Origin of the sequence: Variovorax sp. J2L1-78, from assembly GCF_030317205.1 — a bacterium.
Taxonomy (GTDB): Bacteria; Pseudomonadota; Gammaproteobacteria; order Burkholderiales; family Burkholderiaceae_C; genus Variovorax; species Variovorax arabinosiphilus.
In genome coordinates, this window is sequence record NZ_JASZYB010000002.1 from 389,140 (window position 1) to 401,782 (window position 12,643).

Sequence of the window (12,643 nt, forward strand, 5' to 3'; positions counted from 1 at the left end):
CCCGTGACGGTCCGACTTCAGACGGCGCCGTAGCGCTGGCGGTATGCCAGCACCTTGTCGCGGTGGGCGTCGAGTTCGCCGCCGCCGCGTTCGGCCAAGTACTTTAGCAAGTCGTCCAGACTGGCGATCGACAGCACCTGCAGCCCCAACTGGTTCTGCACATATTGCACGGCGCTGTGCGCCACGTCGACGCCGTCTTCCGTCGCCATCTCCTGTCGGTCCAGGGCGATCATGACCGCGTGCGGCGTGGCGCCGGCCTGGCGGATCATCGCGATCGATTCGCGCACCGCCGTCCCGGCCGACATCACATCGTCGACGATCAGCACGCGCCCCTGCAGCTTGGCGCCGACGAGCGTGCCGCCTTCGCCATGGGCCTTGGCTTCCTTGCGGTTGTAGGCGAAGGGCACGTTGCGCCCGCGCCGGGCGAGCTCGGCGGCCAGCACGGCGCCCAGGGGAATGCCCTTGTAGGCCGGGCCGAAGAGCATGTCGAACTCCAAGCCGCTGTCGATCAGGCGCTCTGCATAGAATTCCGCCAGCCGCAGCATCTTGGCGCCGTCGTCGAACAGGCCGGCATTGAAGAAGTAGGGACTGAGCCGTCCGGCCTTGGTCTTGAATTCGCCGAATCGCAGCACACCGGCGTCGAGCGCGAACTGCACGAAATCCAGCGCGAGCCTGTCGCCCGCCCCCTTCACCTCAGCCATCGGGAATTCCTTTTGTTCAAACTGACCAGCCTCAACCTCAATGGCCTGCGTTCGGCCGCCACCAAGGGCGTGGCCGACTGGGTGGCCGAACTGGCGCCGGATTGTATTTGCATGCAGGAGATCCGGGTCCAGGCCAGCGACATCGAAGGCCGCTTCGAAGAGATGGCCGGCCTCAAAGGTCACTTCCATTTTGCCGAGAAGAAGGGCTACGCCGGCACTGCGATTTACACCAAGCACGCCCCCAGCGAGGTGGTGGTGGGCTGGGGCGACGCCGAATTCGACGCCGAAGGCCGCTACCTCGAACTGCGCTTCGACACGCCGGCACGCAAGCTGTCGATCATCAGCTGCTACTTCCCGAGCGGCTCGTCCGGCGAGGAGCGCCAAGCCGCCAAGTTCCGCTTCCTCAAGGGCTTCTTCCCGCACCTGAATGCGCTCAAGCGCGAACGCGAATTCATCCTCTGCGGCGACATCAACATCGCCCACCAGGAGATCGACCTGAAGAACTGGAAGGGCAACATGAAGAACAGCGGCTTCCTGCCCGAGGAGCGCGCCTGGATGACCCGCCTGCTCGACGCGGGTGCCGACGGGGCGGGCCTGGTCGACGTCTACCGCATGCTCAAGCCCGACACCACCGGCGAGGCCTACACCTGGTGGAGCAACCGAGGCCAGGCCTACGCGAAGAACGTGGGCTGGCGGCTGGATTACCACCTGGCCACGCCGGCGCTGGGCGCGCTGGCGCGGCACGAGTCGATCTACAAGACCGTGAAGTTCAGCGACCATGCGCCGATCACGGTGGACTACGACTTCGATCTCTGAGGCCGGCCGCTCTTCGAGGGCGCGAGCGCACCCATGTCACTCGCGCGCCGGCTCGAAGGTCACCACCATCGAACCTTTGCGCCGGATCGCCGACAGCCCCGAATCGAGCCTTCCGAGTCGAACCAGTCCCTGCGAGAGCTGGCCGTCGTTGTAGAAGATCGCGATGTTTCCCCATGGGACGTAGAAGCTGATGTCGCCGGCTGACGGCGTGCAGGCCGCCATGGGCTCGGTCGTCGTGAGCGGGCGCGGCAGCACGGCGATCTTCTCCGTCGCCGCGTAGTCTTCCAGGCTCAGTTCCAGCGGCAGCAAGGCGACGAAGTCTCTGGCGCTGGCGTGGCCCTCGAGGGTCGCCGTCGCCACCACGGCGCCGTCGACGGTCAGCTGGATCCGAACGCCGCGCGTGCTCACATCAGCTTCTCCGGCGTGATCGGCAGGTCGCGCACGCGCTTGCCGGTAGCGTGGAAGATCGCGTTGGCGATGGCCGCCGGGATACCCACCATGCCGAGTTCGCCCATGCCCTTGACGCCCAGCGGATTGACGATGGTGTCGTCTTCCTCGACGAAGATGGTCTCGATGGCGTGAATGTCCGCGTTCACCGGCACGTGGTAGTGCTGCAGGTTGGCGTTCATGATGCGGCCGTAGCGGTGGTCGATCTCAGTCGCTTCCTCCAGCGCCATGCCGATGCCCCAGACCACGCCGCCGATCTCCTGGCTGTGGGAGGCGAGCGGATTGAGGATCTTGCCGCAGGCGGTGACCTCGATCACGCGGGTGACCTTCACCGTGCCCAGGTCCGGATCGACCTTCACTTCGACGAACTGGGCGCCGTGCGCGAGCGACGCGTACTTCGCGCGCTCGGGCGAGGGCGTCGAATCGTAGGTCTCGGTGATCTCGTGGGTGCCGGTGCGGCGCATGACGTCGGCGATGACGACGGCCCGCGACGGGTCGCTCTTGCGGCGCAACAGACCGTCGAGCATCTCCACCTCTGCGGCGTTCGCGTCCTTCAGCGGCGATGCGGCGTCCCGGTTCGCCAGATCCAGCAGCTTCGCGACGATCGTCAGCGCGGCCCCGCGCACGGCCGAGCCCACGCTGGAGGTCGTCCACGAGCCGCCTTGCGCCGGCGCCTTGGGCTGGCGCGTGTCGCCCAGCTCGAAGTGCACCTGGTCCAGCCGAAGCCCGAGGAATTCGGCCGCGATCATGGTCATCACCGTGTAGGTGCCCGGCCCGATGTCGCTGGTCGCGCTGGTCACGCCGGCTGTTCCGTCGGCGCGGAACGTGACGCGCGCGCTCGCAGGCTGCTGAAAAGCGCCCCAGACGCTCGAGGCCATGCCCCAGCCCACCAGCAGACGGCCGTCGCGCATGGAGCGCGGCTCGGCCTTGCGGTTCTTCCAGCCGAACTTCTCGGCACCCAGCCGATAGCACTCGCGCAGCGCCTTGCTGGAGAAGGGCTTGCCGCTCTCCGGGTCGGTCTCTGCGTAGTTGACGAGGCGCAGTTCCATCGGATCGATCTTGAGCGCGTACGACAGTTCGTCCATCGCGCATTCCAGCGCGAACATGCCGCTCACCGCCCCCGGTGCGCGCATCCACGTGGGCGTGGCCAGATCCGTTGCCGCGACTTTCAGCGGCGCGTGCAGATGGGGACAGGCATAGACCTGTCGCGTGAAGCCGGTGGTCGAATCCGAGAAGGCTTCGAACGACGAGGTGTTGTGGAACGCCTCGTGGATCATCGACGACAGCTTGCCGCTGCGATCGGCGCCCAGCGCGATCTTCTGGATGGTGTATGGCCGGTAGCCGTGCCCGGTGAACATCTGGGTACGCGTGTAGACGACCTTGACCGGACGCTTGAGTTCCCGCGCCGCCATCGCCGTCAATGACGGGTAGTAGTTCGGCTTGAGCGATGCGCCGAAGGCACCGCCGACGAACGGCGACACCACGCGGATGTTCTCGGCAGGCACGCCCAGGCTTTCCGCCAGATGCTTCTGCACACCGAAGACTTCCTGGGTCTTGTCGAAGATCGTGAGTTGATCCCCCTGCCAGAACGCGATGGCCGCGTGCGGCTCGATCGGGTTGTGGTGGTGGATCGGAATGCGGTATTCCGCCTCGATCTTGACAGCCGCCGCCTGCATCGCGGCAACCGGGTTGCCTCGGGGCGCGCCTTGCGCCGTGGCGGGGTCCGGCTGCGCGCGCGCCAGCACCGCCGAGAAGTCGGTGTTGTGCGGCTCGGTCTCGTAGGTGGCCTTCACCAGCCGCGCCGCATACCGGGCCTGTTCGTAGCTCTCCGCCACGACGAGTGCGATCGGCTGGCCGTTGAAGAACACCCGGTCCGATTGCAGCGGCCACGACCACGCCGGTGCTGCGCCGGCTGCCGGTGCGGGGCCGAGCTTGCCCGCGTTCAGGTGGGTGAAGACGCGGATCACGCCGCCCGCCTGTTCTGCTGCGCGCGTGTCGATGGCGGTGATGCGGCCCTTGGCCACAGTGCTCAGCGCGATAAAGCCGTAGGCGACATTCGGGATCTGGAACTCGGCGGTGTACTTCGCCTTGCCGGTGACCTTGGCGAGCCCGTCGACGCGGGTCGTCTCTTTGCCTAGATAGCGTGCCATGTGATGCCTTTCTTCACGCCAGGCGCGACGCGCGCATCAACGCACGCACGACGGAACGTCGACCCAGTTCCACCTTGTAGGCGTTGTGCGCCAGCGGGCGCGCATCGCGCAGCGCGGCGTCGGCCGCGCGCTTGAACGTCGCCTCGTCGGCACGCTGGCCCACGAGCACCGCTTCGGCCTCGGCGCTGCGCCAGGGCTTGTGCGCGACGCTGCCCAGCACCACGCGCGCCTGGCGGATCCGGCTGCCGTCCATGTCGAGTGCGGCAGCCACCGAGACCATCGCAAACGCGTACGAGGCACGGTCGCGCACCTTGAGGTAGTGCGAGTGTCGCGCGAACTCACCCGCGGGCACGGGCAGTTCGATGGCAACGATGAGTTCACCGTGCGCGAGGTTGTTGTCGCGCTCGGGCGTGTCGCCCGGCAGCCGGTGGAAGTCGGTGATGGCGATCAGCCGCTCGCGTCCGTCCGGCGCGCGGACGCGCACCCGGGCATCGAGCGCGTACAACGCCGTGGCCATGTCGCCGGGATAGGTCGCCACGCAGGCCTCGCTCCAGCCCATGATCGCGCTGATCCGGTTGAGGCCCTCGCGCGCGCCGCAACCGCTGCCGGCCTCGCGCTTGTTGCACGGCATGGACGTGTCGTAGAAGTAGTTGCAGCGCGTGCGTTGCAGCAGGTTGCCGCCGTTGGTGGCCATGTTGCGCAACTGCCCCGAGGCGCCCGCGACGATCGCCTGCGTGAGCAGCGGGTAGTTCTCGCGGACCAGCGGATGGTTGGCCGTCTCGGTGTTGGTGGCCAGGGCCCCGATCGACAGACCGGCGCGCGTGCGCTGGATCTCGCGCAGCGGCAGGCGGGTGATGTCGACCAGGCGCGTCGGGCGCTCGACGTCCTCCTTCATCAGGTCCAGCAGATTGCTGCCGCCCGCGAGGTACCTGGCTTGCGGCATGGCCGACAGGGCGGCGGTCGCGGAGGCGGCATCTGCCGCGCGGACGTACTCAAACGGTCGCATGGCCGTCCTCCTTTTTTCCATCGGTGGTCATGGCCAGTTGCGTCTCGGTGGCGAAGCCCCAGGTCTGCGCGGCCTGTCGACCCGAATGCACCTCCTGGATCGCCGCGACGATGCCGGGGTAGGCACCGCAGCGGCAGAGGTTGCCGCTCATGCGCTCCTTGATCTCGTCGTCGGTCAGGCGCGTCGTGGTCTTGCCGACGTTCTCGGTGACGTGGCTGACCTGGCCGCGCTGGACCTCGCCCAGCATGCCGACGGCCGAACAGATCTGGCCCGATGTGCAGTAGCCGCACTGGAAGCCGTCGTGCTTGATGAAGGCCGCCTGCATGGGATGCAGCTGGTCACCCGTCGCCAAGCCTTCGATGGTCGTGACCTCGCGGCCTTCGAGCGTGGCGGCCAGCGTCAGGCAGGACAGCACGCGCTGCCCGTCGACCAGCGCGGTGCAGGCACCGCACTGGCCCTGGTCGCAGCCTTTCTTGGAGCCGGTCAACGCAAGCCGTTCACGCAGCGCATCGAGCAGCACGACGCGTGAGTCGACGTCCAGCGTCTGCGGCGTTCCGTTGACCCGAAAGCTGACCTTCACGACGTTTTGCACCACGACAGGCGCCGACGCCGCACCGGGCACCGGCGGCAGTTGCGCAAGCGCGGACTCGGTCGCCAGCAGGTTCGCGGCGAAGAGGCCGATGCCGCTGCCGCCGGTCTGCATCATGAAAGTGCGGCGTGACGTGCCGACGCCATTCAGCGCCGGCATCTCTGCGAGCAGCGCCGATTCGTCGGCACTGAGTTCCGCCGGTGTGTCGTTCTGGATTTCGTGGGGCATGGACTTCGTCCTTGATGAAAGATGCGTCGGCAGTTCGCCGCGCCTGACTGTGTCAAACACGCCGCCGATCGACTACCCGATGAACGCTTAATGCCTTTATTAGCCTGGCTAATCACTTCGTGGCGCAGTGCGGGCGTTCAGTCCCGCGCGAACCCGACCTTCACATTGCGCTGGCCGAGCGCTTGTGCCAAGCCATCCGGGTTCTCCACGCGGCCAAACCGCGTGTACGCGTAGGGAGAGTCGAAGGTCCGGTAGAAGAGGACCACGGTGTGCGCCCCATACAACATGAGGTCACCGTTGCGGATCGTTCCCGGCCGGCTTGGATTTGCGGGCAACGCTTGCGGCAGGTCGAACTTCTTTTCGTTGCCGTTGAGATCGCTCATGTCGAGCGTCAGCGGAAGTCGCGCAGCGAACGCGTGGGCGGCATCCGTGTCGGCCAGGGTCACGGCCATGCGCCGTTCGCCAACGGTCATCCACACTCGTGATTCGGCGTGGCCGACACCGACGGAGAGCAAGCCGATGCACAAGCCCGCAAGACGCAGGTGCCAGGGCTTCATCTTCATTGCAAGAGGACTGCGGCTGGGAGTCATGTCAATGGCGTGCGGTCTGCACGCGCTGTCATGACCACCAGGAACGCGCCGACCAGCAAGAGGCCGGCGCTGAAAGCGAAGGTGCTTTGGTAGCCGCTGCCGTCGAACAGCAAGCCACCGAGCGTCGAGCCCAGCGCGATGGAAAGCTGGACCACGGCGACCATGAGCCCGCCGCCGGCTTCGGCGTCGTGCGGGAGCGTTCGTGCGATCCACAGCCACCAGCCCACCGGCGCAGCGGTGGCCACCAGCCCCCAGATGCCCAGCAACACGGTGGTGGCAGCAACGGAAGTGCCAACGGCCATCAGCAGCACCGCGATCGCCGCCATCAGCACCGGGATGATCGTGAGCGTGCCGTAGAAGCCGATCGTCAGGAATCGGCCGATGACCGTGGTGCCGATGAAGCCCGCGACACCCAGGGTCAGCAGCACGAGCGACAGCATCGACACGTCGACCCGCGTCACCGTCTCCAGGAACGGACGCAGGTAAGTGAACAGCGCGAACTGCCCCATGAAGAAAACGCCAACGGCGAGCATGCCGAGCACGACCCGCCGGTGCCTGAAAAGCATGAAGACGTTGCTCGCCCCTCTCGCGCGCGGCTGAGGCTTCATGGCGGGCAAACTGAACCATTGCCAGACGAACGCGATCGCCGCGACCGGCACCAGGCAGAAGAAGGCACCGCGCCAGCCCACGATCGCGGCGAGATAGCTGCCCAACGGCGCTGCCACGACCGTGGCCAGCGCGTTGCCGCCGTTGAAGATCGCCAGTGCCCGCGGCACCTTGGACGGCGGCACCAGCTGCATGGCCGTGGCCGCCGACAGGGACCAGAAGCCGCCGACGACGATGCCGATCAACGCGCGGCCGGCCAGGTACGTCATGTAGTTCGGCGCCATCGCGACGACGGCGCCGGACAGGCACATCATCGCCGTCAGCGACAGGAGCAACTTCTTGCGGTTGATCCTGCCGGCGATCGCCGAAATCGACAGGCTGGTGAGCACCGCGAAGACGCCCGAGATGGCGATGCCCTGCCCCGCCATGCCTTCGGTGACCCCGAGGTCGGACGCCAAGGGCGTCAGCAAGCTGACCGGCATGAACTCCGACGCGATCAGCGCGAAGACGCACAGCGTCATCGCGAACACGCCACCCCAGTGTGCGGGCCGCGCTTCGGCGCGGTCGTCGAACAAGGCGCCGCTTGCTTGCGTGCCGATCGCCTGCGCTGCCATCAGGCGCTCGCCGGCACGAGGTGCTTGTTGAAGAACGACGTCAGCTTGTCGAACGGGATCAGCGACACCCGGTCGTACAGATCCACGTGGCCGGCGCCCGGGACCACGTACAGCTCCTTCGGTTCGGCAGCCCGCTTGTAGGCGTCTTCGCTGAATTCCTTGGAATGCGCCTGATCCCCGGTGATGAACAGCATCGGCCGCGGCGAGATCGTCTCGATGTCGTTGAACGGATAGAAGTTCATGAACTTGACGTTGCTGCTCAAGGTCGGCATGGTGGTGGTCCGCGCCGATGCCCCCTTGGGCGTGAACTCGCCGCGCGGCGTGCGATAGAAATCGAAGAACTCGCGCTGAATGGGATGCGTGTCGGCAGCGAGCGTGAGCACCGTGCCGCCGGTGTACTGGACGGCGCCGCCGTTGAACTCTGCCTGACGCTGCTTGGCGGCGGCCGCGATGATCTGCTTGCGCTGCTCGAGCGTCTGCGAGTGGTTGAGCGCGTCGCGGTTGGCCGCCCCCATGTCGTACATGCTCACCGTGGCGATGGCCTTCATGCGCGGATCGATCTTCGCCGCACTGATGACGAAGCTGCCGCTGCCGCAGACACCGATGGCGCCGATCTGTTGGGGGTCGACGAACGCCTGGCTGCCGAGGAAGTCGACCGCAGCGCTGAAACTCTCGGCGTACATGTCGGGCGAGACCGCATTGCGCGGCTGACCGTCGCTGCCGCCCCAGAACGCGAGGTCCAGCGACAGTGTCACGAAGCCCTGCTCCGCCATCTTGGTCGCGTACAGGTTCGCGCTTTGCTCCTTCACCGCACCCATCGGGTGGCCGACGACGAGCGCCGCGGTCTGTTTTTTCCGGTCGAGCGACTTGGGCAGGAAGAGGTTCCCTGCAACGGACATCCGGTACTGGTTCTTGAAGCCGACCTTCTGCACGGTGACCTTGTCGCTCACGTAGAAGTTGTCGGCACCGTTGCGCAGCTGGGCGCGTTTCCCTGGGCCCGCTGCCATGGCTGCGCCGGTCGTCGACAACATGCCGACGGCCGCCACGCCGGTACCGGCCCTCTTCAGGAATTCGCGGCGTTCGGCTGCGGTGTCTGCTGCGGTTTTCATGGTCGATGTTCCTTCGGATGCGGTGGGGCCTTGCAATGCGAAGAAGTTTGCCGAGCGAGGTGGATGTTGACTAGGTAATGAATGCTTAATACATTTATTAACTCAGCTAATCAGTCCGCGCGATGCGGAAAGCCACATGCCCAGACGGAATCTCAACGACCTGCTGGCTTTCGTGACGGTGGCCCGCGAGGGCAGCTTCACCAAGGCGGCCGGCACGCTCGGCGTGACCCAGTCGGCCCTCAGCCAGGCGATCCGCGGGCTGGAAGAAGGGCTGCAGATCCGCCTGTTGACCCGCACCACGCGCAGCGTTGCGCCGACCTCGGCCGGCGAGCGGCTCATGAAGGCCATCGGCTACCGTTTCGACGAGATCGAGGCCGAGCTCGAGGCGTTGACCGAGCTGCGCGACAAGCCTGCGGGTACCGTGCGCATCACCTGCGGCGATCACATCATGCACAGCGTGCTGCTGCCCAAGCTCACACCCCTGCTGCGCGACTACCCCGACATCAAGCTGGAGTTCGACATGAACTACGGGTTTCGCGACATCGTGGCCGACCGCTTCGATGCCGGGGTCCGCATGGGCAACACGATCGACAACGACATGATCGCCGTGCCCATCGGCCCGCCGCTGCAGATGGCGGTGGTGGCGTCACCCGGCTACTTCGCCGTCCACCCGATCCCCAAGACGCCGGCCGACCTGACCCGGCACCAGTGCATCAACCAGCGCATGCCGACGTCGGGTGGGCTGTATGTCTGGGACTTCGAGAAGCGCGGCCGCAAGGTCAACGTTCGCGTCGATGGACCGCTGATCTTCAACACCTCAGCACCGCAGGTGGACGCAGCCCTCGCAGGGCTGGGCATCTCGCTGCTGCCGGAAGATGAACTGATGTCGCACATCGAATCGGGCCGGCTCGTGCGCGTGCTGCAGGACTGGTGCCCCAAGTTCGCCGGCTACCACCTGTACTACCCCAGCAAGCGCCAACCCTCACCGGCGTTTTCGCTGGTCGTGAAGGCGCTGCGCTTCGACGGATCACGGGCGCCGTAAGGCGACGCTCGAGTCAGCGCTGCGACGTTTCGCGGTACCTCAATGCGTCGATCACCAAGGCCAGCGCCGGTGCGATCTGACGCCGGTTGGCGTAATACAGGTGATACCCCGGAAAGCGCGGCCACCAGTCCTCCAGCACCGGAACCAGCCGGCCGGCATCGATGTGCGGCTTCATCAGGTCGAAGGGCACGTAGGCAAAGCCCAGGCCATCGAGCGCCGCTTGCAGCATCAGGTTCGTGCTGTTGAAGATGGTCTGGCCATCGACCTTCACGTTGACCGATTTCTTGCCTTTCTGGAAATCCCACGCGTACAGGTTGCCGCGCGTCGGCAGGCGCAGGTTCACGCACTGGTGGTCGGTCAGGTCCTGCGGCTTCTTCGGCGGCGTCTTGCCTCGCAGATAGTCGGGCGAGGCCGCCACCGACATTCGCATGTCGGGAGAGATGCGCACGGCCACCATGTCCTTGTCGATGCGGTCGCCGACGCGCACGCCGGCATCGAAGCGCTGCGCCGCGATGTCCGTGAAGCCGTAGTCGACGCTGAACTCGATCCGGATGTCCGGGTACTGCTTGAGCAAGGGCATCAAGCGGGGCCAGAGCGCGGTGCCGATGGCGTGGTCGTGGGCCGTGATGCGCACCGTGCCGGCCGGCTTGTCGCGCATCGCACTGAGCTGACCCAGTTCAGCCTCGATCTCCTGCAGGCGTGGCGCCACCGTGGCGAGCAGCCGGGCGCCGGCCTCCGTGGTCGAAACGCTTCGCGTGGTGCGGGTGAGCAGACGCACGCCCAGGCGCGCTTCCAGCGCCAGCATCGCGTGGCTCAACGCCGAACGCGACAGGCCCATTTGCGCGGCGGCACGGGTGAAGCTGCGCTCGCGCGCCACCACCACGAAGGCCTGCAGGTCATTGAGGTTTTCTTTGGCCATTGGTGATTAGCTTGCACATGTGCATTCTGATTTTGCAGCCTTCTCAACCAAAGGGTCCGTAAATACAGTGGGCGAACACCCGGCAATCGTTCCAATCCACTATGAATTCCACAACCCTTCCGCATCTGCCATCGATCGTCGCGTGCCTCGCACTGATGCAGACATCGCTGGCTGATGCACAGGCCGCACCCGCCTCGGGCGCCGTCCAGATCTCGCGCGCAGGATCGCAACCCTCCGCCGCGGGCCCCGACGCGTTCTTCACCGGACGTGTGCGCGTCGACCCGGTCTGGCCCGGCGACGACCACATCAATGCATCAGGCGCCAACGTGACCTTCGAGCCCGGTGCTCGCTCGGCCTGGCACACCCATCCGGCCGGCCAACGACTGGTCGTGCTGTCGGGGGTCGGTCTCACGCAGGAGTGGGGCAAGCCGGTCCAGGAAATCCGCCCCGGCGACGTCCTGTGGTGTCCTCCAGGCGTCAAGCACTGGCACGGCGCCTCTCCGACGACGGCCATGACCCACCTCGCGGTCACAGGCACGCTCGACGGCAAGAACGTCAACTGGATGGAAAAGGTGAGCGATGAGCAATACACGGCACCTTAGTCGTTCGTCGCGGGTCGGTGCCAGCCTGGCACTGGGCTTTGCCGCCCTGTTCAGCCAAGCCCATTCAAACGCACAGAGCTCACCCGCCATGACCCAGACCCCAACGTCGGAATCACTCTCCGTGCGCCAGCAGGCCATCATTCCGATCGCAGCATTCGGCGCCGCAGGGGACATGCCACGCCTCCATGCGGCATTGAACGAGGGCCTCGACGCCGGACTGACCGTGAACGACACGAAGGAAGTCCTGGTCCAGCTCTATGCGTACGCAGGATTTCCGCGCAGCCTCAATGCGCTGGGCGAATTGATGAAAGTGGTCGAGGCTCGCCGACAGCGCGGTGTGCACGATGCTCAGGGTCAATTACCGAGTCGTCCCATCCCCCAGGGCGAGGCACTGCTGGCGGCCGGCACGGCCAATCAGACCCGGCTCGTGGGCAGCCCCGTGAAGGGGGCGCTGTTCGAGTTCGCACCGGCGATCGATGCGTACCTGAAAGCGCACCTCTTCGGCGACATCTTCGAACGTGACAACCTCGACTGGCAAAGCCGCGAACTCGCGACCGTCGCGATGCTGTCGGCACTGCAGGGCGCCGATTCGCAAGTGCAGTCGCACATGGGCATCAGCATGAACGTGGGCCTCACGGCCAGTCAGCTGAAGCAGCTGACGCAGGTGTTGGCCGATCGCGTCGACGCAGAAAGCGCACGACGGGCCCGAGAGGCACTTGCGCGGCAACTTGCGGCGCGGGCCAGCCGTTAGGCACGTTTCACGAAGCGCCTGTCGCGCAGTCGGCTCATTCGTACGTTTCGAACACCACGTCCTGCGCGCCTTCCCACAGCACCTTCACGCCCAGCGCGCGCAGGTTCTCCTTGCCTTCGACGATGGTGAGGAAGTGGTTGCCGGCGAGTTGGCCCATCTTGCTGGCAAAACTGCAGGCGCCGTAGGCCAGGATGATCTCGGTCTCGCTGTAGCCACCGGGGTAGAACAGGATGTCGCCGACCGACGGATGGCTGGTGTGGTTCTCGAAGCCCACGGGCGTGCCGTCGTTCTCCAGCTTGAATTCGCCCAGCGGCACCCAGCAGCCTTCGCCGCTCCAGCGCACGTGGATCAGCTTCTGGCGGTAGGGCAGCAGCTTGGCGAACGCTGCGACGGTGAGCGGCGCGTCGGGGTGGGTTTCAGCGATGAATTCATAGCCGCCGGCGGTGATCTTGAGTCGGGTCATGGGTGGGTGA

General features: G+C 66.1%; 14 protein-coding genes. 4 read left to right on the forward strand and 10 right to left on the reverse strand.

What is annotated here, in order from left to right; all coding sequences use genetic code 11:
- Window positions 1–17 precede the first annotated feature (17 nt).
- Window positions 18–701: an orotate phosphoribosyltransferase gene (gene pyrE, locus QTH86_RS15755; RefSeq protein WP_286647142.1), complete on the reverse strand. Its 684-nt coding sequence runs from the start codon at window positions 699–701 to the stop codon at window positions 18–20.
- A gap of 12 nt (window positions 702–713) precedes the next feature.
- Between pyrE and QTH86_RS15760 the strand changes: the two genes are divergently transcribed.
- Window positions 714–1,517, forward strand: a complete 804-nt coding sequence (locus tag QTH86_RS15760; protein ID WP_286647143.1) for an exodeoxyribonuclease III — start codon at window positions 714–716, stop codon at window positions 1,515–1,517.
- Between the two features lie 36 nt (window positions 1,518–1,553).
- On the opposite strand, the gene QTH86_RS15765 is transcribed toward QTH86_RS15760, so the two are convergent.
- The 7 genes from QTH86_RS15765 to QTH86_RS15795 form a co-directional block, all read right to left on the reverse strand.
- Complete coding sequence (locus QTH86_RS15765) at window positions 1,554–1,925, reverse strand: cyclophilin-like fold protein (RefSeq protein WP_286647144.1); 372 nt, start codon at window positions 1,923–1,925, stop codon at window positions 1,554–1,556.
- On the reverse strand, window positions 1,922–4,114 hold the full coding sequence (locus QTH86_RS15770) for a xanthine dehydrogenase family protein molybdopterin-binding subunit (RefSeq protein WP_286647145.1): 2,193 nt from the start codon (window positions 4,112–4,114) through the stop codon (window positions 1,922–1,924). The genes QTH86_RS15765 and QTH86_RS15770 overlap by 4 nt, the downstream gene beginning before the upstream one ends.
- Before the next feature lie 13 nt (window positions 4,115–4,127).
- Entirely contained in the window at window positions 4,128–5,120 is a 993-nt protein-coding gene (locus QTH86_RS15775; protein ID WP_286647146.1) for an FAD binding domain-containing protein, read from the reverse strand.
- Complete coding sequence (locus QTH86_RS15780; protein WP_286647147.1) at window positions 5,107–5,937, reverse strand: 2Fe-2S iron-sulfur cluster-binding protein; 831 nt, start codon at window positions 5,935–5,937, stop codon at window positions 5,107–5,109. The genes QTH86_RS15775 and QTH86_RS15780 overlap by 14 nt, the downstream gene beginning before the upstream one ends.
- Before the next feature lie 137 nt (window positions 5,938–6,074).
- Complete coding sequence (locus QTH86_RS15785; protein WP_286647148.1) at window positions 6,075–6,500, reverse strand: cyclophilin-like fold protein; 426 nt, start codon at window positions 6,498–6,500, stop codon at window positions 6,075–6,077.
- Window positions 6,501–6,523: 23 nt separating this feature from the next.
- Complete coding sequence (locus QTH86_RS15790; RefSeq protein WP_286647678.1) at window positions 6,524–7,654, reverse strand: MFS transporter; 1,131 nt, start codon at window positions 7,652–7,654, stop codon at window positions 6,524–6,526.
- A 92-nt stretch (window positions 7,655–7,746) separates the two neighbouring features.
- On the reverse strand, window positions 7,747–8,778 hold the full coding sequence (locus QTH86_RS15795) for an alpha/beta hydrolase (RefSeq protein ID WP_286647679.1): 1,032 nt from the start codon (window positions 8,776–8,778) through the stop codon (window positions 7,747–7,749).
- 214 nt (window positions 8,779–8,992) lie between these two features.
- Between QTH86_RS15795 and QTH86_RS15800 the strand changes: the two genes are divergently transcribed.
- Window positions 8,993–9,898 carry a LysR family transcriptional regulator gene (locus tag QTH86_RS15800; protein WP_286647149.1) on the forward strand — a complete coding sequence of 302 codons (906 nt, stop codon included), beginning with the start codon at window positions 8,993–8,995 and terminating at the stop codon, window positions 9,896–9,898.
- A gap of 13 nt (window positions 9,899–9,911) precedes the next feature.
- Here QTH86_RS15800 and QTH86_RS15805 read toward each other — a convergent pair whose 3' ends face one another.
- Window positions 9,912–10,817: a LysR family transcriptional regulator gene (locus QTH86_RS15805; RefSeq protein WP_286647150.1), complete on the reverse strand. Its 906-nt coding sequence runs from the start codon at window positions 10,815–10,817 to the stop codon at window positions 9,912–9,914.
- A 155-nt stretch (window positions 10,818–10,972) separates the two neighbouring features.
- Between QTH86_RS15805 and QTH86_RS15810 the strand changes: the two genes are divergently transcribed.
- Window positions 10,973–11,419 (forward strand): (R)-mandelonitrile lyase, encoded by a 447-nt coding sequence (locus QTH86_RS15810; RefSeq protein WP_444813894.1) that lies wholly within the window; start codon window positions 10,973–10,975, stop codon window positions 11,417–11,419.
- 88 nt (window positions 11,420–11,507) lie between these two features.
- Window positions 11,508–12,170 carry a carboxymuconolactone decarboxylase family protein gene (locus tag QTH86_RS15815; protein ID WP_286647152.1) on the forward strand — a complete coding sequence of 221 codons (663 nt, stop codon included), beginning with the start codon at window positions 11,508–11,510 and terminating at the stop codon, window positions 12,168–12,170.
- 34 nt (window positions 12,171–12,204) lie between these two features.
- On the opposite strand, the gene QTH86_RS15820 is transcribed toward QTH86_RS15815, so the two are convergent.
- Window positions 12,205–12,633, reverse strand: coding sequence for a DUF3830 family protein (locus tag QTH86_RS15820; protein WP_286647153.1), 429 nt, complete (start codon window positions 12,631–12,633; stop codon window positions 12,205–12,207).
- Between the last annotated feature and the right edge of the window lie 10 nt (window positions 12,634–12,643).

What these genes read in the sequence shown, in the direction of transcription:
- pyrE (WP_286647142.1), bottom strand. Translation starts at nt 701, where the DNA reads ATGGCTGAGGTGAAGGGGGCGGGCGACAGGCTCGCGCTGGATTTCGTG.
- QTH86_RS15770 (WP_286647145.1), bottom strand. Translation starts at nt 4,114, where the DNA reads ATGGCACGCTATCTAGGCAAAGAGACGACCCGCGTCGACGGGCTCGCC.
- QTH86_RS15775 (WP_286647146.1), bottom strand. Translation starts at nt 5,120, where the DNA reads ATGCGACCGTTTGAGTACGTCCGCGCGGCAGATGCCGCCTCCGCGACC.
- QTH86_RS15780 (WP_286647147.1), bottom strand. Translation starts at nt 5,937, where the DNA reads ATGCCCCACGAAATCCAGAACGACACACCGGCGGAACTCAGTGCCGAC.
- QTH86_RS15785 (WP_286647148.1), bottom strand. Translation starts at nt 6,500, where the DNA reads ATGAAGATGAAGCCCTGGCACCTGCGTCTTGCGGGCTTGTGCATCGGC.
- QTH86_RS15790 (WP_286647678.1), bottom strand. Translation starts at nt 7,654, where the DNA reads ATGACGCTGTGCGTCTTCGCGCTGATCGCGTCGGAGTTCATGCCGGTC.
- QTH86_RS15795 (WP_286647679.1), bottom strand. Translation starts at nt 8,778, where the DNA reads ATGTTGTCGACGACCGGCGCAGCCATGGCAGCGGGCCCAGGGAAACGC.
- QTH86_RS15800 (WP_286647149.1), top strand. Translation starts at nt 8,993, where the DNA reads ATGCCCAGACGGAATCTCAACGACCTGCTGGCTTTCGTGACGGTGGCC.
- QTH86_RS15805 (WP_286647150.1), bottom strand. Translation starts at nt 10,817, where the DNA reads ATGGCCAAAGAAAACCTCAATGACCTGCAGGCCTTCGTGGTGGTGGCG.
- QTH86_RS15810 (WP_444813894.1), top strand. Translation starts at nt 10,973, where the DNA reads ATGCAGACATCGCTGGCTGATGCACAGGCCGCACCCGCCTCGGGCGCC.
- QTH86_RS15815 (WP_286647152.1), top strand. Translation starts at nt 11,508, where the DNA reads ATGACCCAGACCCCAACGTCGGAATCACTCTCCGTGCGCCAGCAGGCC.
- QTH86_RS15820 (WP_286647153.1), bottom strand. Translation starts at nt 12,633, where the DNA reads ATGACCCGACTCAAGATCACCGCCGGCGGCTATGAATTCATCGCTGAA.